The sequence below is a fragment of the Amycolatopsis nivea genome, assembly GCF_004522235.1.
GTDB classification, from domain to species: domain Bacteria; phylum Actinomycetota; class Actinomycetes; order Mycobacteriales; family Pseudonocardiaceae; genus Amycolatopsis; species Amycolatopsis nivea.
The window spans coordinates 1-23,233 of sequence record NZ_SDLT01000054.1; the positions used below are offsets into that span (position 1 = coordinate 1).

Annotated in this window: 17 protein-coding genes; 12 read left to right on the plus strand and 5 right to left on the minus strand. The window is 69.1% G+C overall.

Going from position 1 to position 23,233, the window contains the following annotated elements; all coding sequences use genetic code 11:
* Window positions 1-308 precede the first annotated feature (308 nt).
* The 8 genes from EIZ44_RS39990 to EIZ44_RS40025 all read left to right on the plus strand — a co-directional run bounded on the left by EIZ44_RS39990 (window position 309) and on the right by EIZ44_RS40025 (window position 10,627).
* The gene (locus EIZ44_RS39990; RefSeq protein WP_134734123.1) at window positions 309-1,106 is read left to right on the plus strand and encodes a TIGR02569 family protein; all 798 of its coding nucleotides are present in this window, start codon (window positions 309-311) and stop codon (window positions 1,104-1,106) included.
* 115 nt (window positions 1,107-1,221) lie between these two features.
* Window positions 1,222-3,258, plus strand: coding sequence for a molybdopterin oxidoreductase family protein (locus EIZ44_RS39995; RefSeq protein WP_134734124.1), 2,037 nt, complete (start codon window positions 1,222-1,224; stop codon window positions 3,256-3,258).
* On the plus strand, window positions 3,255-4,679 hold the full coding sequence (locus tag EIZ44_RS40000) for an FAD-dependent oxidoreductase (RefSeq protein WP_134734126.1): 1,425 nt from the start codon (window positions 3,255-3,257) through the stop codon (window positions 4,677-4,679). The genes EIZ44_RS39995 and EIZ44_RS40000 overlap by 4 nt, the downstream gene beginning before the upstream one ends.
* 26 nt (window positions 4,680-4,705) lie before the next feature.
* Window positions 4,706-6,043 (plus strand): nitrate/nitrite transporter, encoded by a 1,338-nt coding sequence (locus EIZ44_RS40005; protein ID WP_240691544.1) that lies wholly within the window; start codon window positions 4,706-4,708, stop codon window positions 6,041-6,043.
* Between the two features lies 1 nt (window position 6,044).
* Window positions 6,045-8,549, plus strand: a complete 2,505-nt coding sequence (gene nirB, locus EIZ44_RS40010; protein WP_134734130.1) for a nitrite reductase large subunit NirB — start codon at window positions 6,045-6,047, stop codon at window positions 8,547-8,549.
* Window positions 8,546-8,878, plus strand: coding sequence for a nitrite reductase small subunit NirD (gene nirD, locus EIZ44_RS40015; protein WP_370318216.1), 333 nt, complete (start codon window positions 8,546-8,548; stop codon window positions 8,876-8,878). Before nirB ends, nirD begins: the two co-directional genes overlap by 4 nt.
* Window positions 8,875-10,002 (plus strand): uroporphyrinogen-III synthase, encoded by a 1,128-nt coding sequence (locus tag EIZ44_RS40020; RefSeq protein WP_134668926.1) that lies wholly within the window; start codon window positions 8,875-8,877, stop codon window positions 10,000-10,002. The genes nirD and EIZ44_RS40020 overlap by 4 nt, the downstream gene beginning before the upstream one ends.
* A 10-nt stretch (window positions 10,003-10,012) precedes the next feature.
* Window positions 10,013-10,627 carry a formylglycine-generating enzyme family protein gene (locus EIZ44_RS40025; protein WP_205670272.1) on the plus strand — a complete coding sequence of 205 codons (615 nt, stop codon included), beginning with the start codon at window positions 10,013-10,015 and terminating at the stop codon, window positions 10,625-10,627.
* On the opposite strand, the gene EIZ44_RS40030 is transcribed toward EIZ44_RS40025, so the two are convergent.
* From EIZ44_RS40030 to EIZ44_RS40040, 3 genes are read right to left on the minus strand one after another with little or no spacing between them, the layout of a single operon-like run.
* Window positions 10,624-11,574 carry a prenyltransferase/squalene oxidase repeat-containing protein gene (locus EIZ44_RS40030; RefSeq protein ID WP_134734131.1) on the minus strand — a complete coding sequence of 317 codons (951 nt, stop codon included), beginning with the start codon at window positions 11,572-11,574 and terminating at the stop codon, window positions 10,624-10,626. The genes EIZ44_RS40025 and EIZ44_RS40030 overlap by 4 nt on opposite strands.
* 22 nt (window positions 11,575-11,596) lie before the next feature.
* Window positions 11,597-12,715, minus strand: coding sequence for a winged helix DNA-binding domain-containing protein (locus EIZ44_RS40035; RefSeq protein WP_134734132.1), 1,119 nt, complete (start codon window positions 12,713-12,715; stop codon window positions 11,597-11,599).
* Between the two features lie 11 nt (window positions 12,716-12,726).
* Window positions 12,727-13,122, minus strand: coding sequence for a DUF3224 domain-containing protein (locus EIZ44_RS40040; RefSeq protein ID WP_037815834.1), 396 nt, complete (start codon window positions 13,120-13,122; stop codon window positions 12,727-12,729).
* A gap of 62 nt (window positions 13,123-13,184) precedes the next feature.
* Here EIZ44_RS40040 and EIZ44_RS40045 point away from each other — a divergent pair, with 62 nt between their 5' ends.
* Both EIZ44_RS40045 and EIZ44_RS40050 read left to right on the plus strand, forming a co-directional pair.
* Window positions 13,185-14,162 (plus strand): helix-turn-helix transcriptional regulator, encoded by a 978-nt coding sequence (locus EIZ44_RS40045; RefSeq protein WP_037815832.1) that lies wholly within the window; start codon window positions 13,185-13,187, stop codon window positions 14,160-14,162.
* A gap of 95 nt (window positions 14,163-14,257) precedes the next feature.
* On the plus strand, window positions 14,258-15,064 hold the full coding sequence (locus tag EIZ44_RS40050) for a uroporphyrinogen-III synthase (protein WP_134734134.1): 807 nt from the start codon (window positions 14,258-14,260) through the stop codon (window positions 15,062-15,064).
* On the opposite strand, the gene EIZ44_RS40055 is transcribed toward EIZ44_RS40050, so the two are convergent.
* Both EIZ44_RS40055 and EIZ44_RS40060 read right to left on the minus strand, forming a co-directional pair.
* Window positions 15,061-15,882, minus strand: a complete 822-nt coding sequence (locus EIZ44_RS40055) for a siderophore-interacting protein (RefSeq protein WP_134734137.1) — start codon at window positions 15,880-15,882, stop codon at window positions 15,061-15,063. The two genes, EIZ44_RS40050 and EIZ44_RS40055, sit on opposite strands and share 4 nt — an antisense overlap.
* Before the next feature lie 351 nt (window positions 15,883-16,233).
* Window positions 16,234-16,563, minus strand: a complete 330-nt coding sequence (locus EIZ44_RS40060; RefSeq protein ID WP_134734139.1) for an MGMT family protein — start codon at window positions 16,561-16,563, stop codon at window positions 16,234-16,236.
* A 116-nt stretch (window positions 16,564-16,679) separates the two neighbouring features.
* On the opposite strand from EIZ44_RS40060, the gene EIZ44_RS40065 reads away from it, so the two are divergent.
* Together EIZ44_RS40065 and EIZ44_RS40070 are read left to right on the plus strand one after the other, a co-directional pair.
* Window positions 16,680-19,853 (plus strand): ATP-dependent helicase, encoded by a 3,174-nt coding sequence (locus tag EIZ44_RS40065; protein ID WP_134734141.1) that lies wholly within the window; start codon window positions 16,680-16,682, stop codon window positions 19,851-19,853.
* Window positions 19,850-23,230, plus strand: a complete 3,381-nt coding sequence (locus EIZ44_RS40070; RefSeq protein ID WP_134734143.1) for an ATP-dependent helicase — start codon at window positions 19,850-19,852, stop codon at window positions 23,228-23,230. Before EIZ44_RS40065 ends, EIZ44_RS40070 begins: the two co-directional genes overlap by 4 nt.
* Window positions 23,231-23,233 lie beyond the last annotated feature (3 nt).

The following is a 23,233-nucleotide window of genomic DNA, read 5'->3' on the forward strand; positions in this document are numbered from 1 at the left end:
TGCGTCAGATGCACCCAATGCCACATTGGGGCGCTAGCCCCACACTGCGAGAAACCGCCGCCGGTGCACTCAACTGTCGGTGCACCCACACCAGCCCCGCACCCCGATACGAAGCTCTCCTGCGGTCGGGGGTGGCTTGTCAAGGCATCTTTCCCGCCTTGACAAGCCATCCCAGACCGTCAGCACAATCAAGCTTCGGGGTGCCCCACCGCACTCCCCAAGGCAATGTCGCCGCCAGGCGACGAGCCGCCCAACGACCAGCGAGTCTCCCCCATAATCCGACCACCCCCGGGGTAACCTCCCCCTTTGTGCGGTCAACCCTCGAACGCCCCTCCGAACGCGTCTGCAACGCGTTCGGCAGCGACGCCGACGCCATCACCCTCCTCCCGGACTCCGAAACCTGGCACGCCGGCGACGTGGTCTTCAAACGCGTCACCGACCGCTCCCAAGCCCTCTGGACCGCCCGAGCCCTGGACTTCGCCGAGGACCCCGGCCTCCGCATCGCCAAACCGGTCCGCTCACGAGACGGCCGCTGGATCGTCGGGGACTGGTCAGCCTGGCGCTACCTCCCCGGCACCGCCGAACACCGCTGTGACGAAGCGGTTCTCGCCGCGGTACGCCTCCACCGGACAACCGCAGACCTCCCCAGGCCGGACTTCCTCTCCGCCCGCGACGACATCGACGCGGTTGCCGACCGGATCGCCTGGGAAGAACTAGACCGCCCTCTGTCGGAGGAAAAAGGCGGCCGCTGGTTCGAAATCCTCGCCCCGGCCCGCCGTCCGATCAAGCTTCCGCACCAGGTCGCGCACGGCGAACTCCTGGCGGGCCTGCTCTTCGACGGTGACGAAGCTCCCGGCGTGGTCGATTTCGTCCCGTACTACCGCCCAGGCGAATGGGGTGCCGCGATCGCCGCGGTCGACTCGCTGGTCTGGGGCGGCGCGACCGGAGCTCTCCTGGAGCGCTGGGCCCACCTCCCCGAATGGCCCCAGCTCCTGCTGCGCGCCATCCTCTTCCGCCTCGCCTCGCACGCACTCGACCCCAGGTCCACCAACGCCGCGTTGGACGGCCTGCGCGCGGCGGCCCGCGAGGTCAGCGCGATCCTCTGACTCACTGCGCGCCTCCGCCATGACGGCGGGCAATGTCAACTGCCCGAAACATTCCGGCACGTCGAGGTAACACAGCGTCCTTACCGTCGGGTCATCGCCGACCCGAGGAGCGCCTGTGCCGCACGTCGACACACATTGCCCGTACTGCGCCCTGCAGTGCGGGATGCGCCTGGATGAGACCCGGGTCACCCCAAGGAACTTTCCGGTCAACGCGGGCGGCCTGTGCCAGAAAGGCTGGACCGCCGGCGCTCTGCTGGAATCCGGCGCACGCCTGACCTCGCCGCTGCTCCGCCGAGACGGCGAACTCCAACCGGTTTCCTGGGACGAGGCACTGGATTTCGTCGCGGACCGACTGCTTGCCTCGCGCCGGGAACACGGTGCGGATTCGGTCGCCGTGTTCGGCGGCGGCGGGCTTACGAACGAAAAGGCTTACCTGCTCGGGAAATTCGCCCGGATCGCGCTCGGAACGTCGCAAATCGACTACAACGGCCGATTCTGCATGTCCTCCGCCGCCGCGGCCGGGATGCGCGCGTTCGGTGTGGACCGCGGGCTCCCGTTCCCGGTAACCGATCTCGCGAACGCGGACGTCGTTCTGCTCGCCGGGGCGAACCCGGCCGAGACGATGCCGCCGTTCATGCAGCATCTGGAGAGCGCGGAACTGATCGTCATCGACCCGCGCCGCACGCCGACCGCCGAGCGTGCTGCCCTGCACCTCGCCCCGGCGCCAGGAACGGATCTTGCGCTGGCGTTGGGAATTCTCCACGCGGTCGTCGCCGAAGGACACCTGGACAAGTCCTATGTGGATCTTCGGACGTCCGGGTTCGACGAAATGTGGCGCATCGCCGCGACCTGGTGGCCGGAGCGGGTCGAGCGGGTCACCGGGGTCTCGGCCGCGGACCAGCGGCAGGCCGCGGAAATGCTCGCGCGGGCTGGCAACGCGTATGTGCTTACTGGGCGCGGGACCGAACAGCACGCGTCCGGAACCGCGACGGTCGGCGGGTGGATCAATCTCGCCCTCGCACTGGGCTTGCCCGGGCGTGCTGGATCTGGCTTCGGGTGTCTGACCGGACAAGGCAACGGCCAGGGCGGGCGCGAGCACGGGCAGAAAGCGGATCAACTGCCGGGCTATCGCAAGATCGACGACCCGGCGGCGCGTGCGCATGTTGCCCAGGTTTGGGGCGTACCAGCGGAAAGCTTGCCGGGACCGGGGCGTTCCGCGGTCGAGCTGCTCGACGCGTTGGGCGATTCAATCAAGGCCCTGCTGGTGTTCGGAAGCAATCCGGTGGTGTCGGCTCCGCGCTCGTCCCGGGTGCAGGAACGGTTGGCCGGACTGGATCTTCTCGTGGTGGCGGACTTTGTCCTCTCGGAAACCGCGGAGCTGGCCGACGTGGTGTTCCCGGTCCCGCAGTGGGCCGAAGAGGAGGGCACGTTGACCAACCTCGAAGGCCGAGTCCTCTTGCGACAAAGGTCGATTGAGCCGCCGGACGGAGTACGCAGCGATCTGTCGCTGTTGCGGGATCTCGCAGTCCGAATTGGACAGCCTGCGGAAAGGTTTCCGGACGACGCGGTGGAAGTCTTCGAGGAGCTGCGAGTCGCGTCGAAGGGTGGAGCTGCGGACTACTCCGGGGTGACTTACCAACGGCTGCGTTCCGGGGAAGCATTGCACTGGCCGGTGCTGGACGAGACCCACCCGGGCACGCCGCGAATGTTCCTCGACGGATTCGCGCACCCAGACGGCCGGGCACGGTTCGCCGAGGTTGACCACAGTGGACCCGCGGAACTGCCGGACGAGATTTTTCCGTTGCAGGCAACGACTGGACGAGTGTTGCAGCACTACCAATCCGGTGCGCAGACTCGCCGGATCGCGGAGTTGACGGCGGTCGTGCCGGAGGCGTTGGTCGAGGTGCACCCGGATACCGCAGCGCGGTCCGGGTTGGCCGACGGAGACCACGCGGTGGTGCGGTCGCGGCGCGGGGAGACCGTCGCGCTGGTGCGGTGTGTGCCGTCGATGCGGGCGGACCTCGTCTTCCTGCCGTTCCATTTTCCCGGTGCGGCGCGGGCGAATCTGGTGACCAACCCGGCGCTGGACCCGGTGAGCCGGATGCCGGAGTTCAAGGTGTGCGCGGTGTCGTTGGCGAGGGCGGAAGCATGAGCGCGCGGAACGTCGTCGTCATCGGATACGGGATGGCCGGGGCACGGCTCGCGGACGAGATCCGGCGACGCGATCCGGAAGGCGACCGGGTACGGCTGACCGTGCTCGGTGAGGAGTCACATCCGGCCTACAACCGGGTGCTGCTGTCCACTGTGGTCGCTGGCGGGATGAGCCCGGACACGGTGCGGCTGCACGATTCCGAGTGGGCCGCGCAGACGCGAGTCGATTTGCGGCTCGGAACGCGGGTGACGCGGATCGACCCGATGCGCCGGGTCGTATGCACTGAAGACGAGGATTTCCCTTACGACGCGGTCGTCCTCGCGACCGGAGCCGCGCCGTGGCTGCCGCCGGTGGAAGGGCTCGAACTCGGACCGGAGGTCGTGGCGTTCCGCACGCTGGACGACTGCGCGCGCATCGTGGACGCCGCACGGCCAGGCGCGCCGGTCGCGGTGCTCGGCGGCGGTTTGCTTGGCTTGGAAGCCGCGCGAGGGCTGGCCGGACGCGGAGCGAACGTCACGGTGGTGCATCCGCAGCCGCATGTGCTGGAACGGCAGCTGGATTCCGGCGCCGGCCGGGTGCTGGCGCGGCGGTTGGCGGAGCTGGGCGTCACGTTCCGCTTCGAGGTGACGGCCGCCCGGCACCTGCCCGGAGACGGTCTCAAACTCGATGACGGCAGCTTCGTTCCCGCTGACCTGGTGGTCGTCGCGGCGGGAGTGCGCCCGGAGACGTCGCTCGCCGAAGCCGCCGGGCTCGCGGTGGACCGCGGAATCCTGGTGGACGATCTGCTCCGGACCAGCGACGGCCGGATCCACGCGCTGGGCGACTGCGCTCGACATCCGGGTGCGCCGCCGGGATTGGTGCAGCCCGCGTGGGAACAGGCCGCGGTGCTCGCGGACCTGCTCACCGGCTCGGACGCCACGGCGCGCTATCGCGGCACCCGCACGGTGACCCGGCTCAAAGCCCGCGACATCGATCTCGCCGCGCTCGGCGAAACGCAGGTGACCAGCGAGGACGCCGCCGCCGAGGTCGTGACCTTCGACGATCCGTCCGGCGGCAGGTACGGCAAGCTCGTCGTCCGCGGCGACCGCGTGACCGGTGCGATCCTGCTGGGCCTGCCGGACGCGGCGGCGACCGTGACGCAGTTGCACGACCGGGGCACGCCGGTCCCCGAAGACCGGCTCGCGGTGCTGCTCGGCCGTGCGCTGCCCGCGGGTGCGCCAACGGCGGCGAGCCCGGCGGATCTTCCTTCGTCCACAGTGATCTGCCGCTGCAACGCGGTGACCAAAGGCCGGCTGATCGAAGCCTGGCGGGGTGGCGCCACCGACGCTGCCGCACTCGCCCGCACCACCCGCGCCACCACGGGATGCGGCAGCTGCCGCGACACGGTCGGCGCGGTCGCGGACTGGCTGGCCGCGCAATGACCGCCCCCCGTAACGAGGAGGACGCCATGACCCGCCGTTGGATCGAGCACTGGGATCCCGAGGACGACGAGTTCTGGGAATCGACCGGCAAGCGCGTCGCCCGGCGCAATCTGTGGTTTTCCGTGTTCTCCGAGCACATCGGCTTCTCGATCTGGACACTGTGGTCGGTCGTGGTGCTGTTCATGGGCCCGGCCTACGGGTTCAGCGCGGCGGACAAATTCCTGCTCGTCTCCACCCCGACGGTGGTCGGCGCGATCATGCGGATCCCGTACACCTTCGCGGTCGCGCGCTTCGGCGGTCGCAATTGGACAGTCATCAGCGCGGTGCTGCTGCTCATTCCGACGGTGCTAACCGCCATCGTGCTGCACCCGGGTACCTCGCTGGGCACCTTCGTGCTGATGGCCGCGCTCGGCGGCGTCGGCGGCGGCAACTTCGCTTCGTCGATGACGAACATCAACACCTTCTATCCCGAACGGCACAAGGGCTGGGCACTCGGGTTGAACGCCGGCGGCGGAAACCTCGGCGTCGCGGTGATTCAGCTCGTCGGACTTCTCGTCATCGGCACCGCGGGTGCGACCGCGCCGCGACTGGTGCTCTACATCTACCTTCCCCTGATCGTCATCGCCGCCACCTGCGCCGCGTTGTTCATGGACAACTTGGCCAGCGTTCGCGGTGACACCAAAGCCATGCGCGAGGTAGTCCATTATGGACACACCTGGGTGATGTCGCTGCTGTACGTCGGCACGTTCGGTTCGTTCATCGGCTACAGCTTCGCCTTCGGTTTGGTGCTGCAGAACCAGTTCGGCCGGACACCGTTGCAGGCGGCCGCGGTGACGTTCCTCGGTCCGCTGCTGGGTTCGCTGTCGAGGCCGATCGGCGGATGGCTGTCGGACCGCGTCGGCGGCGGCCGCGTCACCTTCGCGACGTTCGGCGCGATGGCGTTGGCGACGGTGGTGCTGGTGCTGGCTTCCTCAGCGGACTCGCTGGCGACATTTACGGCCGCGTTCATCGTTTTGTTCGTGCTCACCGGAATCGGCAACGGATCGACGTACAAGATGATCCCGGCGATCTTCCAGGTCAAGGCGCGCGCAGCGATTCAGGCTGGTGCGGACGAGGCGACGGAATTGCGCAACGCGCGTCGGCTGTCCGGTGCGTTGATCGGATTGGCCGGTGCGATCGGTGCGCTGGGCGGGTTGTTCATCAACCTCGCGTTCCGGCAGTCGTTCGCCGACGCGCACAGCGGCGTTCCGGCGTTCGTCGGTTTCTTGGTCTTCTACGCGGTGTGCGTGGGTGTGACGTGGTTCGGCTACCTGCGCAAGCCGGCGGTGCGCGCGCAGGTGGCGTTGGCAGGAGCGGAGGTCTGAAATGCCTACAGTGGTGGTTGCCGGGCACGGCATGGTCGCGCACCGGTTCGTGGAGGCACTTCGTGCGGCCGACAAGGCGGGCGAGTGGCGGGTAGTCGTCTTCGGCGAGGAGAACCGTCCCGCTTACGACCGGGTCGCGCTTACCTCCTATGTGGACAGTTGGGATCCGGCGGCGTTGGCGTTGCCGGGCTCGGACTACGCGGACGATGACACGGTCGATCTTTGGCTTGGCGAAGTGGTCGTGTCGGTGGATCGCGAAGCCAAGACGGTGACGACGGCTTCCGGACAGGTCGAGTCGTACGACTCGCTGGTGCTGGCGACCGGTTCGCGTCCGTTCGTGCCGCCGGTGCCGGGGCGGGATCTGCCGGGCGTGTTCGTGTACCGGACGATCGAAGACCTCGACGCGATTCGGGCCGCCGCAGAACGGCAGGGTCGCGGCCGTCGTGCAGCGATGGTGATCGGTGGCGGTCTCCTCGGTCTGGAGGCAGCGAAGGCATTGCGGGACATGGGATTGTCGCCGCACGTGGTGGAGATGGCACCGCGGCTGATGCCGTTGCAGGTCGACGATGGCGGTGGCGGCCTGTTGCGTCGGCTCATCACGAACCTTGACGTGACTGTCCACACCGGAACCTCGACGGATGCGATCGAGGCGGACGGTACGCGGTTGCTGGCTCGGTTGGGCAACGGCACGGAGCTGGACGTCGACCTGGTGGTCTTCTCCGCCGGTGTCCGTCCTCGGGACGACTTGGCCCGAGAGTCCGGTTTGGACGTTGGCGAGCGCGGCGGTGTGCTGGTCGACGCGACATGCCGGACCAGCGATTCGTCGGTGTACGCGATCGGCGAGTGCGCGGCGGTCGAGGGCCGGGTGTACGGCATCGTCGCGCCGGGGTACGCGATGGCGGAGGTGGTCGCGGCGCAGCTCACCGGCACGACGGCGAGCTTCCCCGAACCGGACACCGCGACGAAGCTGAAGCTGATGGGCGTGGACGTCGCCAGCTTCGGCGACGCGCACGCCGTCACCGAAGGAGCGCTGGAAGTCGCGGTGAACGACGCCGTGGCCGGGACGTACAAGAAGCTCGTGGTGACCGACGACGGCCGGACGCTGCTCGGCGGGGTCCTGGTCGGCGACGCGGCGGAGTACAACACGCTGCGGGCGTTGGTCGGCCGTCCGCTGCCCGCCGACCCGGGCGCGTTGCTCGCCCCGGCCGGCGGCGGTGCGGCGGTCGGCGTGGACGCGTTGCCGGACGAGGCGCAGGTCTGTTCGTGCAACGGGGTTTCCAAGGGCGCGCTGACCCGGGCGATCACTGAGGACGGTTGTGATTCGGTCGGGAAGCTGAAGGCGTGCACGCGCGCGGGAACGTCGTGCGGCTCGTGCGTGCCGATGCTGGCGAAGCTGCTGAACGCGTGCGGTGTCGAGCAGTCGAAGGCATTGTGCGAACACTTCACGCAGTCTCGTGCGGAGCTGTTCGAGATCATCCGCGCGACGCAAATGACGACGTTCAGCGAGGTAGTGAGCCGGTACGGCACCGGGACGGGGTGCGCGGTGTGCAAGCCCGCAGTCGCTTCGATCCTGGCGACGCTGGGCAACGGGCACATTCTCGGCGGCGAGCAGGCGGCGCTGCAGGACACGAACGACCGGTTCCTGGCGAACATGCAGCGCAACGGCAGCTATTCGGTGGTGCCGCGGATTCCCGGCGGCGAGATCACGCCGGAGAAACTGATGGTGATCGCTCAGGTCGCGCAGGATTTCGGGCTGTACACGAAGATCACTGGCGGACAGCGGATCGACCTGTTCGGGGCCACTGTGGACCAGCTGCCGGACATCTGGCGGCGACTGGTCGACGCGGGCTTCGAGTCCGGGCACGCGTACGGAAAGTCTTTGCGGACGGTCAAATCCTGTGTCGGATCGACCTGGTGCCGTTACGGGGTGCAGGACAGCGTGGGGCTGGCGATCGATCTGGAGCTGCGGTATCGCGGACTGCGGTCGCCGCACAAGATCAAGGCCGGAGTATCGGGTTGTGCGCGTGAATGCGCCGAAGCGCGCGGCAAGGACTTCGGCGTGATCGCCACCGAACACGGATGGAACCTTTACGTCGGCGGCAATGGCGGAGCGACGCCGCGACACGCGGAACTGCTGGTGTCTGATGTGGACACCGAAACGTTGGTGCGCACGATTGACCGGTTCCTGATGTTCTACGTGCGCACGGCGGATCGGTTGCAGCGCACGGCACCGTGGATCGAAGAGCTCGACGGCGGGCTCGACCACCTGCGTGCGGTGATCGTGGACGACAGCCTCGGCATCTGCGAGGACCTGGACGCGGCGATGGCGAAACACATCGAGGGTTACACCGACGAATGGCGAGGAGTGTTGGAGGATCCGGACAAGCTGGCGCGGTTCAGTTCGTTCGTGAACGCGCCGGGGACGCCGGACCCGTCGATCTCGTTCCGTGCGGAGCGGGAGCAGAAGATCCCGGTGCTGCTGGGAGTTCCGGAGGTGCGGCGATGACCATGACTTCATCCTGGACCGCGGTGTGCGCGGCGGCGGAGATTCCGGAGTTCTCCGGAGCGGCGGCGCTGATCGACGGCCACCAGGTCGCGGTGTTCCATGCCGGCGACGGCTGGTACGCACTGTCCAATTGGGACCCGTGCAGCGGCGCGGCGGTGCTGTCGCGCGGGATCGTCGGCGACGCCGGGGGAGAGCCGGTGGTCGCGTCGCCGGTCTACAAGGAACGGTTCTCGCTTCGCAGCGGCGCGTGTCTCGACGCGGAAGGCGTTTCGGTGCCGGTGTATCCGGTTCGCGTACGGGACGGGGTGATCGAGGTGGGCTCGCCGTGACGGACGTCCGGCCGTTGGCCGGGTTCACGGTGGGAATCACGGCAGCGCGCCGAGCTGAAGAGCTGGGCGCGCTGCTCGTGCGCCAGGGTGCGGCCGTCCGGTACGGACCGGCGATCCGGATCGTGCCGCTGGCCGACGACACCGAACTGCACGCGGCGACGATGCGGTTGCTGGAGTCCTCAGTGGACATCGTGGTGGCGACGACCGGGATCGGCTTCCGCGGCTGGATCGAGGCCGCGGAAGGCTGGGGTCTCGGCGAAAAGGTGCTGGAGCATCTATCGAGCGCCTCGTTGCTCACTCGCGGTCCGAAGGCGGCCGGAGCGGTGCGGACGGCCGGGTTGGCGGAGGACTACTCGCCCGCGTCGGAGAGCAGTGCGGAGCTGTTGCAGTACCTCACGCAGTCCGGAGTGGACGGACGACGGATCGCGCTGCAGTTGCACGGCGAGCCATTGCCGTACTTCGCGGAGACTCTTCGGCAGGCGGGGGCCGAGGTGATCGAGATCCCGGTGTACCGCTGGGTGGCTCCGGCCGATCCGGGACCGTTGGACCGGCTGTTGGACGCGGTCCTGGAAGGCACGATCGACGCGTTGCCGTTCACGAGTGCGCCCGCTGCCGCGTCCACTGTCGCGATGGCGCGGCGGACCGGTCGGCTTGCCGCGTTGATCGAGGTGTTGAGCACCCGCGTGGTCGTGGCGTGCGTGGGCCCGATCGCGGCCGCGCCGCTCGCTTCGCTCGGCATTCCGACCGTCCAACCGAGACGGTCGCGGATCGGAGCGCTGGCGAGAACGGTCGCGGACGCCTTGGTCACCGCCTCGCCGACGCTGTATGCCGCCGGACATGTGTTGCAGATCCGCGGGACTGGCGCGCTGGTGGACGGCGAATGGCGCGAGATCGCTCCGGCCCCGATGGCGCTTCTGCGTGCGCTCGCGCGACAGCCCGGCCGGGTGGTCGCGCGCCGGGAGTTGTCCGCTGAGCTTCCGTCCGGCGGCGAGGCGCACGCGGTGGAGACGGCGATCGGCCGGTTGCGGACGTCTCTCGGCGGTGCCGGTGTGGTGCAGACGGTGGTCAAGCGGGGGTATCGGCTGGCAGTGAATCCCGGCGACACCCCAGCGTCGATCGGCTAGCCTCGGCACGGTGCGGATGGTCCCGATTCCGCCCGGAACGGTGACGCTCACCGACCGGCGGACAGAACGCAGTTGGACAGTCGACGTGCCCGCTTTCGAGCTTGGCGCGTTCCCGGTCACCCGGGCGCAATACGACGGCGGCGATGGTCTCCCCGCTGTCGAGGTGTCCTGGCTGGACGCGGTGCGGTTCTGCAACACACTGTCCGAACGGGACGGACTGGCACCGGCGTATCGCCTTGACGGCGGAGAAGTGGCGTGGGATCGGTCCGCGTCCGGCTACCGGCTGCCTACTGAAGCCGAATGGGAACACGCGTGCCGCGCGGGAACTGAGGGACCGAGGTACGGCGACCTGGACGAGATCGCTTGGTACGAAGGCAACTCCGGCGGTCGGCTGCATCTGCCTGGCGAGAAACGTCCGAACGCGTGGGGTGTTCACGATTTTCTTGGCAACACGTGGGACTGGTGCTGGGATCTCTACGATCCGGCGGTCTACGGCGAGTACCGGGTGCTCAAGGGCGGCGGCTGGGCGGACGAGCACTGGAGCGTCCGGGTGTCGGTGCGTCGGCGGAGCCACCCGACGTTCCGGGTGGACGACGTCGGCTTTCGCGTCGCGCGGTCCAGTTAGGACTGCGCGGAGTCCCACCAGGACAGAATGCGGGTGCCGTACAACGTGAGCCACTTCGAAGGTTCACCGGCCGGGACGTCGACCTCGAACCACATGTCCCCGGGCAATCGGCCGTCCTGCAGCCAAGTTCCGTCTGGTTGCCGGGCGGCGCGAACCCGTTCCACGGCGTCGGCGAGGCGCGGGTCGGGCGGAATGTCGTCCACGACGGCGGCTTCGCGGAAGTATTCGAGGGCGTTGATCGCGCTGTAGTGCCACCGCGTCGGGTACGCGAAGTGGTCGACCCAGGGAGCCACCTGTTCGCCGGTCGAAAGCCGATAGAGCAGACGACGCTTCAGCAGGTACTCCTCACCGGCGCGGCGGGCGGCGTGCGTCTCGTCGGTACCGCCGGTCGCGATGTCGTAGGCGAGCAAGCCTTTCACCGCGTTCAGCGTCGAGTGGAAGGACGAGCGCTTCGAGTCCTCGACCCATTCGCAGTTCCAGCCGCCGTCGGCCATCTGGTGCTCGGTGAACCAGTGGGCGAGCCCGGAGACGTCGACGCCGAGCCAGCCGCCGTTCGCGATCGTCCAGGCGTTGATGCAGACGTCGACCTCGCCGCCCCAGTACGGTAAATCGTCGTATTCCCACCGGGAATTCTCCGCGAGCAATTCTGCGGTGCGATTGGCGCGCAAGACCGCGGGATCCATTCCCCATTCCCGCAGCATGTTGAGCGACCAGGTGGTGGCTGTCCACGGCTGCCCGGTATCGGGACCGGGCGTGAATTGCGCCGGGAAGTAAGCACCGCCCGCCCACTGACCGTCCGGGTCCTGCCGGGCGAGGAGCTGCGCGCCGAAGCCCTCGGTCGCGATCTTGTGCCGGGTGGCCGTCCAGACCTCGGGCGGCGCGTCCGCCAAGTCCCGTTCGACCTGCCAGCGCAGCGTCGGGTCTGAGTCGAGCAGCCATTTCAGCACGTCAGAAACTGTAGCCCGCCGGTCAAGCCCAGGTCACGGAAAAGTCCTGGTAGCCCCGCGCGGTCGCGGCCCGGGCCGCCTCGTCCTCGGCCGCCGCGCGGTCCGGGCGGCGGAGCGGATCGAATTCGGCCAGCGTGAAAGTCAGCCGTTTGCCGGAGGCCTTCATCCGCCAAGTGCCCAGAATCTCGCCGTCGACCAAAAGAGCACCCGGGCTGCCGAGAATTTTCCACACCTCTTTCGCCCGCGCTTTGTCCGGCACGAGGACGGCTTTGTCGCGGCCCTGCGTGTACGGATCGAGCGGCGGCAACAGGCGTACTCCGGCAGGCGACGGCGGGTTCTCCAGCGCGGCCAGCCGGTCATTCGGGATGAAGGCCCGGCGGCTGTCCACTTTGACCTCGGTGACCGCGGCAGGCCACGTTTCGTTGATGCACGTCTTCGCGGTGCCGACGAAACCGGCCGCGTCGCCCGGCGTCGCGGGTCCGTTGAAGCGCAAATACTGCTCAAGCACCCGCGAAACCGCCGCCGGAACCGGGCGCGTGGACATCCGTCCGCGACCCTCCAGCGGCGCGAGCGTCGCCGGACTCTGCCCGGCTTCGAGCCGCGTGCCGCCGTGGAGCGCAGCGACACGCATGAGCTGTTCGTGCACGTGAGTGGCGTTGCAGCCACGACACCACCGGCTGAACGAGGGCGGCAACAGCTTCGTGATTTCCCCGCTCACCGCTCCCTTGGTCATCGGCTTGGTAACCACTTTGCGGATCGCCCGCGCGGTGGTGAACACAATGTCCACTGAGGACTCCGCTGCCGCCTGGATGTCCTTCTTCTGCCACAACATCCGTGCCAGCGCGTCCGGATCGTCGATGGGCACCAAGGCGGCTGCCAGCTCCGGCAGATCCGCGCGCCGGTGGAAATGCGGCGCGCCCCGGTGCGACCACACCAGGGCGAGCCGCTGATCGTCCACAAGAGACTCCGGCGTGACCGGATCAGGCATCCGGGCCGCCAGCGAGAGCAAAGCGGTGTCGCGCATGCTGTCCTGCAGGCCCAGGTCCAGCAGCGGCAGGTCGTACGGATCGGCGACGGAGCGGTGCAGCCCCTGCTCGGCGATCCGGTACGCTAGCGCCTGTTCGCGCGACACCTCCAGCATCCCGGCCTCCTTCAGAGCGTGTAATCGAAGGTGTACGACACCGTCGGCTCGCCCAGGACGCCGTGCACTGTCCCGGAGCCGCCGATGCCGGCCAGCTCGCCGGTCCCGGAGCCCGGCACGACCTCGAATTTCGAGCTGATGCTCTTCGGGTCGAAGCTCCACTCCTGGCGCACGACGAACGTGCCGCGGCGGCCGTCGACAGTGCCCTCGAACCGGTCGTAGCCCGGCGACGTGGTCGCGCCGCCGTCGTAGCCCTCGCCCGGGTAGTACAGCAGGTAATCGCCCGTGGCCGCACCCTGAATCACACCCGAGTAGTCCATCGCGGCGTGCACGTACGCGACGCGCGGGCCGCCCTCCTCGCCGCTCGCCACGTGCTCTTCCCACTTCGTCATGCCAAACGTGTTCATGCCGCTTACTCAATCACCTATACCTGCCATCTTGTGTCAGGTATTTCAGCCATACTTGCCACATGCGTGCCGGCCGTTTGCTCACCGTGCTTCTCCTGCTGCAGAACCGCGGCCGGATGACCGCCGAGGAACTGGCCGCTGAGCTGGAGGTTTCGGTCCGGACCGTATACCGGGACATCGAGGCGCTGTCGGCCTCGGGCGTGCCGGTCTACGCCGACCGCGGCCGCAGCGGCGGCTACCAGCTCGTCGACGGCTATCGGACCCGGCTGACCGGCCTCAACGAGGACGAAGCCCAGTCGCTGGCGCTGGCCGGGCTCCCGGTGGCGGCCGCGGAGCTGGGGCTCGGCACGGTGCTCGCGGCGGCGCAGCTGAAGCTGTACGCCGCGTTGCCGCACGAGCTGCGCAGCCGCGCCGGCCGCGTCGCCGAACGCTTCTACCTCGACGTTCCCGGCTGGCATCGCGGCATCGAAAGCCTGCCGACCCTGTCCGCGGTCGCCGACGCGGTGTGGGCCGGGCGACGGGTCCGCGTCCGGTACGAACGATGGGGCCAGCGCGAGGTCGAGCGGGTGCTGGAGCCGCTCGGGCTGATCCTCAAAGCAGGCAACTGGTACCTCGCCGCCCGGTGCGAGGGGACCGATCGCACCTACCGGATTTCGCGCATCCACGAGCTGACCGACCTCGGCGAGGAGTTCGAGCGACCGGCGGAATTCGACCTCGCTCGTTACTGGCAGGAGTGGTCCGAGCAGTTCGAACGCCGGATGTACCCCCGAAAGGCGACAGTCCGCCTCTCGCCGAGGGCCCAAGCTCTCGTACCGTTCTACGCGGGCAGCGTCGGTGCAAGGGCGCTCCGCGAGGCAACCGCCGCCGGAGCGGAACCGGACAGCGACGGATGGTTGACAATCGACCTGCCGGTCGAACCGGGAGAAGCCGCGATCGGCGAACTGCTGCGGTTCGGGCCGCATCTGGAGGTGCTCGCGCCGGAGGGTCTGCGGACGGAACTGGCGGCGGCGATCCGGGAGATGGGGCAGGCGTATGAGTGAGTGCGGCGGGGCTCGGCTGGCTGCCCGCCTTCGCCGGAGACGGGACGAGCGGATGAGCGAGCTGATCGGGTTTTCGCAAGAGACGGGGCAAGCGAATGGGTGAGCTGGACGGCGTGCGGATCGGTGTCACGGCCGAGCGGCGGGCGGACGACCTGATCGGCGCGTTGCTCCGGCACGGCGCGGAAGTGCGGCACGCGCCGACGATCACGATCGTCCCGTTGGCCGACGATCCGGAACTGCGTCGCGGCACCGAAGCCGTGCTCGCCGCGCCGGTCGACCTCACCGCGGTCACCACCGGGGCCGGGTTCCGCGGCTGGCTCGACGCGGCCGAGGGCTGGGGGCTTCGCGAGGCGCTGCTGGACGCACTGGCCGGGTCGCGCATCTTCGCGCGCGGGCCGAAAGCGGTCGGTGCGGTGCGGGGCGTCGGCCTGCGCGAGGAGTACTCCGCGCCCGGCGAGACCAACGACGAGCTGTTTGGCGCGCTCACCGAAGCCGGTGTCGAGGGCGCGCGCGTCGCGCTGCAACTGCACGGGGCACCGCTGCCGGAGTTCACCGATCCGCTCGCCGCGGCCGGGGCGTCGGTGCTCGCTGTGCAGCCTTACCGCTGGCACACCCCGCCGGATGCGGAGCCGGTGTTCTCGTTGATCCGCGAAGTGCTGTCCGGAGAACTGGCCGCGTTGGTGTTCACCAGCGCCCCGGCCGCGACGAATTTCCTGACCCTCGCCGACGAATCCGGCCACGGCGCCGAGCTGCGCGAGACCCTGCGCAGTGGCACGGTCGTCTGCGCGTGCGTTGGTCCGGTGACTGCAGCGCCGTTGGAGGCAGCCGGGATCAGCACGTTACAGCCGGAGCGTCAGCGGCTCGGCGCGTTGGTGAAGCTGGTGGTCGCGAAGCTCGGTTAGGACGCTTCGGCCTGCTGTCGTCCCGCAGCCTCTTCGCTGAGACCTTGTCGCCAGTAGCCGGTGAAGCAGATGGCGGTCTTGTCGAAGCCGCGCTCGCGGACAAGGTGTCGCCGAACGAGCTTCACGACGCCTGCTTCGCCGGAGACCCACGCGTACGGCGTGCCGTTGGGCAGCTCAGCCGCGCGTACGGCGTCTACGAGCGCTTCGCCGTGCGTACGCGCACCGCGGACTACCCAGTGCACCTCGACGACACCGTTGGTCTCGAAGGTCTGTCGCTCCGCGCGGTCCGGAATCTCGACGTACACCGACGCGCGCGCCGACTGCGGCAACCGCTCGAGGATCCCGCCGATCGCCGGCAGCGCGGTTTCGTCGCCGACCAGCAGCTGCCACGTCGTCCCGTCCGGCACGTCGTACAGCCCGTGCGGCCCGAGGAACGCCACCCGGCCGCCGACCTCCGCCTGCCCGGCCCACGTGGACGCCGGGCCGCCGCTCTCCTCGTGCAGCACGAAGTCGACGTCCACCTCGCCGGTCTCCGGACGCGCCGCGCGCACCGTGTACGTCCGCATCGGCGGCCGGACGTCGTCGGGCATCGCGAGGTACCGGCGATACCAGGAGAGGACGTCGTCCTCGCCCACCTCGGCGGGCGGCAGGTGCGGCTCCTCGTCGCCGGGGAGGGGGAAGAACACCTTCACGTACGCGTCCGGCGCCGCCGGGCCCGCCGCCGCGAGCCCCGGGCAGTCGAAGGTGACCCGCGCCATATGCGGAGTGACCCGCCGGACCGCGGTGACCCTGCCGGCGTGGTAAGTCAGGACGCTCATGAGGTGAGGCTAACCTAAAACGGGTGGAGCGGGCTATGGCCGAGGAGGATGGCGGACGCCACGGTTTGCCGGGTTCGGTGGCGTCGGTCGGGGTGCGGTCGTGGTCGGCGGGGCCAGGGTGCGGTGAGGCCAGACCGCTTTCCGGATTGGGAGGCGGCGTCGCTCAAGGGCACCGGGGCCGGGGTGCGAACCGTGGCGCGACGGCCCCGGTCAAGTTCGGCCCGGACCACACGGCGGGTTTCGGCAGAGGTCCGTGAAGGGCTCCTTGGGGGAATCAGAGTCCCTCGGGGAGTCCTTCACGGTCGTCAGTATCGCGGATGCCGCAGCGTCACCAGAAAGCTAAAGCCGTCTCTAGAACAAGCCGACCGGCTCGTCATCCCCGGGCTCGTCACCGTCCGGGCGCCAGCGGTACTTCCGCAGGTCCACCTTGTCGCCGTCCGCGAGGACGCCCTCGGCGCGCAGTCGCTCCAGCTGTTCGTGCAGCAGATGCGGCGCGGGGGTCCCGTTCGCGCGGAGGATGCGGTGCCAGGGCAGGTCGTGGCCGTCCTCGGCGAGGGCGCGGCCGACCATGCGCGGAGAGGGAGCGCCGGAGAGCGCTGCGACGTCGCCGTACGTCGCGACTGTCCCCGCGGGTACGTCGGCGATGACTGCGCGTATCCGCTCGTGCAGTTCGTCGTTCATGACCCGGGGAATGATAGTCCCGCCGAGGGGTGTGCCGGTGCGCCACCCGGGTGAGCGGGCATGGTTCCATCGCTGATGTGCACGTGCGGAGAGCAGGGACTGGGCAGGCGCGGCTGGTGCGCCCGCCGGTCCCCGCCGCACCCACGTTCACCTGGGACGAGGACGCTCGACGGCTGCTGTCGGCGCCCGCGGGATTCCGCCGCGTGCTCGGCGGGCCGGGCACCGGGAAGACGGCGCTGCTCGCCACCGCTGCCGCGCGCCGGATCGCTGAGGGGGCGGATCCGGAGAGCGTGCTGCTGCTCACGACGTCCCGCCGGGCCGCCGACGCGCTGCGCGCCGACCTCACACGGCGGCTCACGTCGGACCCGGATCAGGAGTCTCCGCTGCCGCGCACGGTGAGCGAACCGCTTGTGCGCACAGTGCATTCGTACGCGTTTTCCTTGCTGCGCCTGGAAGCTCGCGCCGAGGAACTGCCGCCGCCGCGGTTGCTGGCCGGGGCGGAGCAGGACGTCGTCGTGCGCGAACTGCTGGAGGGCGACCTGGAGGAGGGCGCGACCGACTGGCCGGAGCAACTGCGTCCGGCGCTGACCGTTCCCGGGTTCGCCGAGGAACTGCGCGACCTGCTGATGCGGGCGGCCGAACGCGGGCTCGGGCCGGAGGATCTGACTGAACTCGGGCATCGCCAGGACCGCGAGGAGTGGGTCGCGGCGGGGCAGTTCTGGGCGCAGTACGAGGAGGTCACCCAGCTGCAGGGGGCGGGCGGCAACGCGCTCGGCCTGCCTGCCGCGCCCGCGCTGGACGCCGCGGAGCTGGTGACGTCGGCGTTGCTCGCGCTGGAGGACGACGAGGAATTGCGCGAACGCGAGCGCGGCCGCGTCCGGCATTTGTTCGTGGACGACGCGCATCACCTGGATCCGTTGCAGGTTCAGCTGATCCGCACGATCGGGCACACCGCGGAGGAGTTCGTGGTGGCCGGCGATCCGGATCAGTCGGTGTTCTCCTTCCGCGGCGCGGACCCGAAACTGTTCGCCGATTCCGACAATGACGGCGACCGGACGGTCATGCTGACCACCTCGCACCGGCTCGCTCCGACGGTCCGGGCGGCGGTCGCGAAGCTCGGTGCGACGTTGCCCGGTGCCTCGCCGCATCGGAAGTTGGTTACCCCGCAAGGGAAACGCGGCGGCAAGGTGCGGGTGCGGCTGATGCCGACTCCGGCGGCGGAGGCCAGCTGGATCGCCGACCAGCTTCGGCGGGCGCATCTCGTTGACGGAGTTCCGTGGTCGGAGATGGCGGTGCTGGTCCGGTCTCCGGCGCGAACTTTCCTTGTGCTGCAACGTGCCTTGCGTGCGGCTGGGGTGCCGATCGGTTCGGCCACTGAGGAATTGCCGTTGGCGAAGCACTCCGCGGTACGGCCGTTGCTGGCGGTGTTGCGGATCGCGGCGGAGCCGGAATTGCTGGACGTCGACATCGCGGAAATGTTGCTGTCCTCGTCGCTCGGCGGGGCGGATCCGTTGGCGTTGCGACGGTTGCGGCGCGGTCTTCGTCGGCTGGAGTTGGCTGGCGGCGGGCAGCGGTCGAGTGATGAATTGCTCGTGGAAGCGTTGCGGGGCGGGGACATTCTCGTCGGCCTCGCTGACAACGAGGCGTTGCCGGTTCGCCGGGTCGGCAAGCTGCTGAGCGTCACGCACCAGGCGGTGAGCCGCGGCGAAAGCGTCGAGCAGGTGCTGTGGGAGCTGTGGCAGGCGAGCGGGCTGCAGGAACGGTTGCTGCGTCTGGTGGATCGCGGCGGCTCGCTCGGTGCGCAGGCTGATCGCGACTTGGACGCCGTGGTGGCGTTGTTCGATGCGGCGGGTCGGTATGCCGATCGGTTGCCCAAGGCGAGCGTCGCGGCGTTCGCGGATTACCTGTCGTCGCAGAACATCGCGGGGGACACGCTCGCACCGGCGGCGATTCCGGGCGAAGGGGTTTCCCTGCTGACAGCGCACGCTTCGGCGGGTCGCGAGTGGACAGTGGTCGCGGTCGCCGGGGTGCAGGAGGGCGCGTGGCCGGATATGCGGCTGCGTGGCTCGTTGCTGGGCGTCGAGCGGCTGGTCGACCTGCTGTCCGGAGTGGACGAACACGACAAGGTGTCCGCTATCGCGCCGATCCTTGCCGAGGAGCGGCGGCTGTTCTACCTCGCGGCGAGCCGCGCGCGCCGGACGCTGCTGGTGACCGCGGTCGCCGGGGAAGACGAGCAGCCGTCCCGGTTCCTCGACGACCTTGAGGAGAACGGCGCCGACGACGGCATGCTCGACTCCCGGATGAAACCGCCGGGCCGGTCGCTCGTGCTGGCCGAATTGGTGGGCGAGCTGCGCGAGGTCGTGTGTGACGACAAGACGGATCCAGAACGCCGGAAGCGGGCGGCGAAACAACTCGCCCGGCTGGCTGCGGCCGGGGTTCCGGGGGCGCATCCGGACACTTGGTACGGCTTGATGGAAGCGTCCACTGAGGACCCGGTGCACGGGCCCGGCGACCTGATGCGGATCTCACCGTCCACTGTGGAGATCCTGGTGAAGTGTCCGCTTCGCTGGCTGATCGAGCGGCACGGCGGCAGCGATCCGGCGCAACTGGCGGCGGTGACCGGAACTCTGGTGCACGGTTTGGCGCAGGCGATCGCGGGCGGCAGCACGGAGGAGCAGATCCAGGCCGCGCTGGACGAAGCGTGGGTGCGCGTCGACGCCGGCGCGCCGTGGTTCTCCCGTCGTGAACGGTCGCGGGTGGAGCAAATGCTGCGCAACTTCGTGTCGTGGCTGGAAAAGTCGCGGCAGGAGCTGATCGAGGCCGGGGTCGAGCAGGACATCGAGGTCGAGTTGCCGATGGGCGACGAAGAAGTGCGCGTGCTGCTGCGCGGACGCGTCGACCGGGTCGAGATGGACAAGGACGGCCGTCCGGTGATCGTGGACATCAAGACCGGCAAGGTCCCGGTGTCCGGCGCGGACGCGGAGAAGCACCCGCAGCTCGCGGCGTACCAGCTGGCGGTGCTGCTGGGCGCGGTCGAGGGCAAGACGACGCCCGGCGGCGCGAAGCTCGTGTATGTCGCGAAGGGGAACAACAAAACCGGGGCCACCCAACGGGATCAGCCGCCGATGGACGAGGACAACGGGCGCGAGTGGCTGGAGCTGGTGCGCTCGGCCGCGGCCGCCGCGGTCGGTCCGGACTACCAGGCGCACGAGAACGCCGACTGCGACCGGTGCCCGGCGCGCGGTTGCTGCCCGTTGCGTCCGGAAGGCCGTCAGGTGACCGGACCGTGAGCCCGGTGGTGATCGCCAATCCCGTCGGGCCCGCGGAAATCGCCGACGCACTGGGGTTGCACCGGCCGACGCCCGAGCAGGCGACCGTGATCGCGTCGCCGGTCGAGCCGTCGCTGGTCGTCGCGGGCGCGGGTGCGGGGAAGACCGAAACCATGGCCGCGCGCGTGGTGTGGTTGGTGGCTAACGGAATCGTGAGCCCGGAACGCGTGCTCGGGCTGACCTTCACTCGGAAAGCCGCGCGTCAGCTCGGGGAGCGAGTGCGGGCGCGGTTGCGGCGGCTCGCCGGTTCGGGGCTGCTGGAGCGGATCGATCCGTCGGGCGCGTTGCGGGCCACTGTGGTCGCCGGTGAGCCGACGGTGCTGACCTATCACGCGTATGCCGGGCGTTTGCTTTCGGAGCACGGGTTGCGGCTTCCGGTGCAGCCTGGTGTCCGGTTGCTGTCGGAGACTTCGTCGTGGCAGCTGGCGCATCGAGTGGTGTCCACTTGGGACAATGACCTGGACACCGACCGCGTGCCGCCGACGGTCACCGCGCAGCTGCTCGCTTTGGCCGGGGAACTTGGCGAGCATCTGATCTCGACGGAAAAGCTCGGGCAATACACCGAGTGGCTGTGCGAGGTCATCGAGAATGCGCCACGCGCGAAAGGCCAGCGCGCGTCGCTGCCGGTGAAGCTGCAGGAAGTGCTGGCAGCGCAACGGTTCCGGCTGGCACTGCTGCCGTTGGTCGAGGATTATCATCGCCGCAAACGGGCGGAAGGCGCGCTCGACTTCGCGGATCAGATGTCTCTCGCGGCGCAGCTCGCCGACGGATATCCGGCGGTGGTGGCGGGGGAGCGCGAGCGGTACGGGGCGGTGCTGCTGGACGAATACCAGGACACCGGGCACGCGCAACGAGTGTTGCTGCGGTCGTTGTTCGGCGGCGTTGAGCATTCGCCGATGCCGGTGACCGCGGTCGGCGACCCGGCACAGGCGATTTACGGCTGGCGCGGCGCGAGCGCGGCGAACCTGCCCCGGTTCACCACGGACTTCCCGCGCCGTGGCGAGGAACGGCTCGAAACCGCGCACGAATTCGGGCTGCTCACCAGTTTCCGCAATCCGCCGGAAATCCTGGAACTGGCCAACGCGATCTCGGAACCGTTGCGGCAGCGCGGACTTGGCGTGGAACGGCTGCGCGCGCGGGACGGTGCCGGTCCGGCGGACATCGCGGTCGCGCTGTTGCCGGATGTGCGCGCGGAACGCGAGTGGGTCGCTGACGCGATGGCCCAGCGTTGGCATGCGGAGAAAGAAGAATCCGGGAAGCCGCCGACCGCCGCGGTGCTGGTGCGCCGCCGCGCGGACATGGCACCGATCGCGGCGGAAATGCGGATGCGCGGGCTGCCGGTGGAGGTCGTGGGCCTCGGCGGGTTGCTGGACGAACCTGAGGTCGCCGACCTCGTGTCAACCCTGCGGGTGCTCGCCGATCCGCTGGCCGGCAGCGCGGCCGCTCGATTGCTGACCGGTGCGCGCTGGCGGATCGCGGCGGCGGACGTCGCGGCGTTGTGGCGGCGGGCCAACGAACTCACCTCACCCGAGCCTCGGGCGAAGGAGGGTGAAGAACCGGAACTGGTCGCCGAACGCGCGGAACAGGCCGGGCTGATCGACGCCGTCGACGAACCCGGCGCGCCCGAGCGTTATTCCGCAGAGGGGTACCGGCGAATTCGCCGTCTGGGCGCGGAATTGACGGCATTGCGCCGTCGGTTGGACCAGTCGCTGCCGGAATTGGTGGCGGACGTCGAACGCACGATGCTGCTCGACGTTGAATCGCTCGCCCGACCTGGGTCAGCGGGTCGCGCGCATTTGGACGCGTTTGCCGAAGTCGTTACTGACTACGCCGAGACCGCGCCAACGGCGACTCTCTTGTCCTTTGTGGACTATCTGAACACCGCGGCGCACGCGGAAGACGGGCTCACGCCTGGCGAGGTGCAGGTGGTTCCGGATCGCGTGCAGGTGCTCACCGTGCACTCCGCCAAGGGGCTGGAGTGGGAAGTGGTGGCGGTCCCGCATCTGGTCGCTGAGGTGTTCCCGGGCAAGCGTCGTTCGTCGTCGTGGTTGCGTACTTCTACCGCGCTGCCCGCGCATTTGCGCGGTGACGCGGCGGATCTGCCGAAGCTGCAGATCGCGGAAGGATTTGACCGCAAAGAAGTGCAGGAAGCGCTGGAACTGCACGAGGAAGGATTCGTCGCCCGCGAGGCCGACGAGGAACGACGGTTGTGCTACGTCGCGCTGACCCGTTCCGAGCGGGCGCTGCTCGTTTCCGGGCATTGGTGGAACGAAAGCAGTACGCGAGCCAAAGGGCCGTCGATCTTCCTCTCCGAAATCGCCGAGGTGATGAACGAGGCCGATCCGCCGCTGGGCGTGGTGGACGTCTGGGCCGAGGAGCCGGAGGAGGGCGAGGAGAACCCGCTGGTCGCGGACTCTCGGACGGCGCAGTGGCCGGTGGACCCGCTGGGCGAGCGGCGGTCCGGAGTCGCCACCGGGGTGGATCTGCTGCTGGCGGAAATGGCGGCCCTGGAAGAGGAACCGGAGCCCGAACCGGAAGCCGAGCCGCTTCCGGCCGCTGACGACGACGAAATCCCGCTGCCGCCGGAACCCGAGGACGAAGAAGAATTCCTGCCGGACGACGAGTACTTCGAAGACGACGAGGACGTCATCGATCCGGAAGACCCGGACGGCTGGGCTGCCGACACCGACGTCCTCCTCGCCGAACGCGCGCGCTCGCAGTCCACTGTGGATCGCGTTGCGCTGCCCGCGCAGCTGAGCGTGAGCCAGTTGGTGGACCTGGCGTCCGATGCGGACGCTCTGGCGCAACGCCTGCGCCGCCCGCTTCCGTTGCCGCCCAATACTTTCGCTCGTCGCGGCACCGCGTTCCACAGCTGGCTGGAGCAACGGTTCTCCGGCGACCGGCTGCTGGAGATCGACGACCTCCCGGGCGCGGCCGATGTCGGCGAAGCACCGGATACCGATTTCGAAGCCCTGCAGGAAGCTTTCGAGAACAGCGAATGGGCCGACCGGGTCCCGGTCGCCGTGGAGGTGCCGTTCTCCGCGGACGTCGAAGGCATTACCTTGCGCGGCCGGATGGACGCGGTGTACGCGGACCCGGACGGCGGCTGGACTGTCGTGGACTGGAAGACCGGTTCCGTCCCGTCCGAAGAACGGCTGCCGGCCTTGGCTATTCAGCTCGGTGCGTACCGATTGGCGTGGGCCGCGCTGAAGAAAGTGCCGGTGGAACGGGTGCGTGCGGCCTTCCACTATGTCCGGCATGGACACACGCTGCGCCCGGCCGACTTGCTGGACGCGGAAGGCCTGCGCGCCTTGCTGCGCAACGTTCCGCAGGAATAGAAG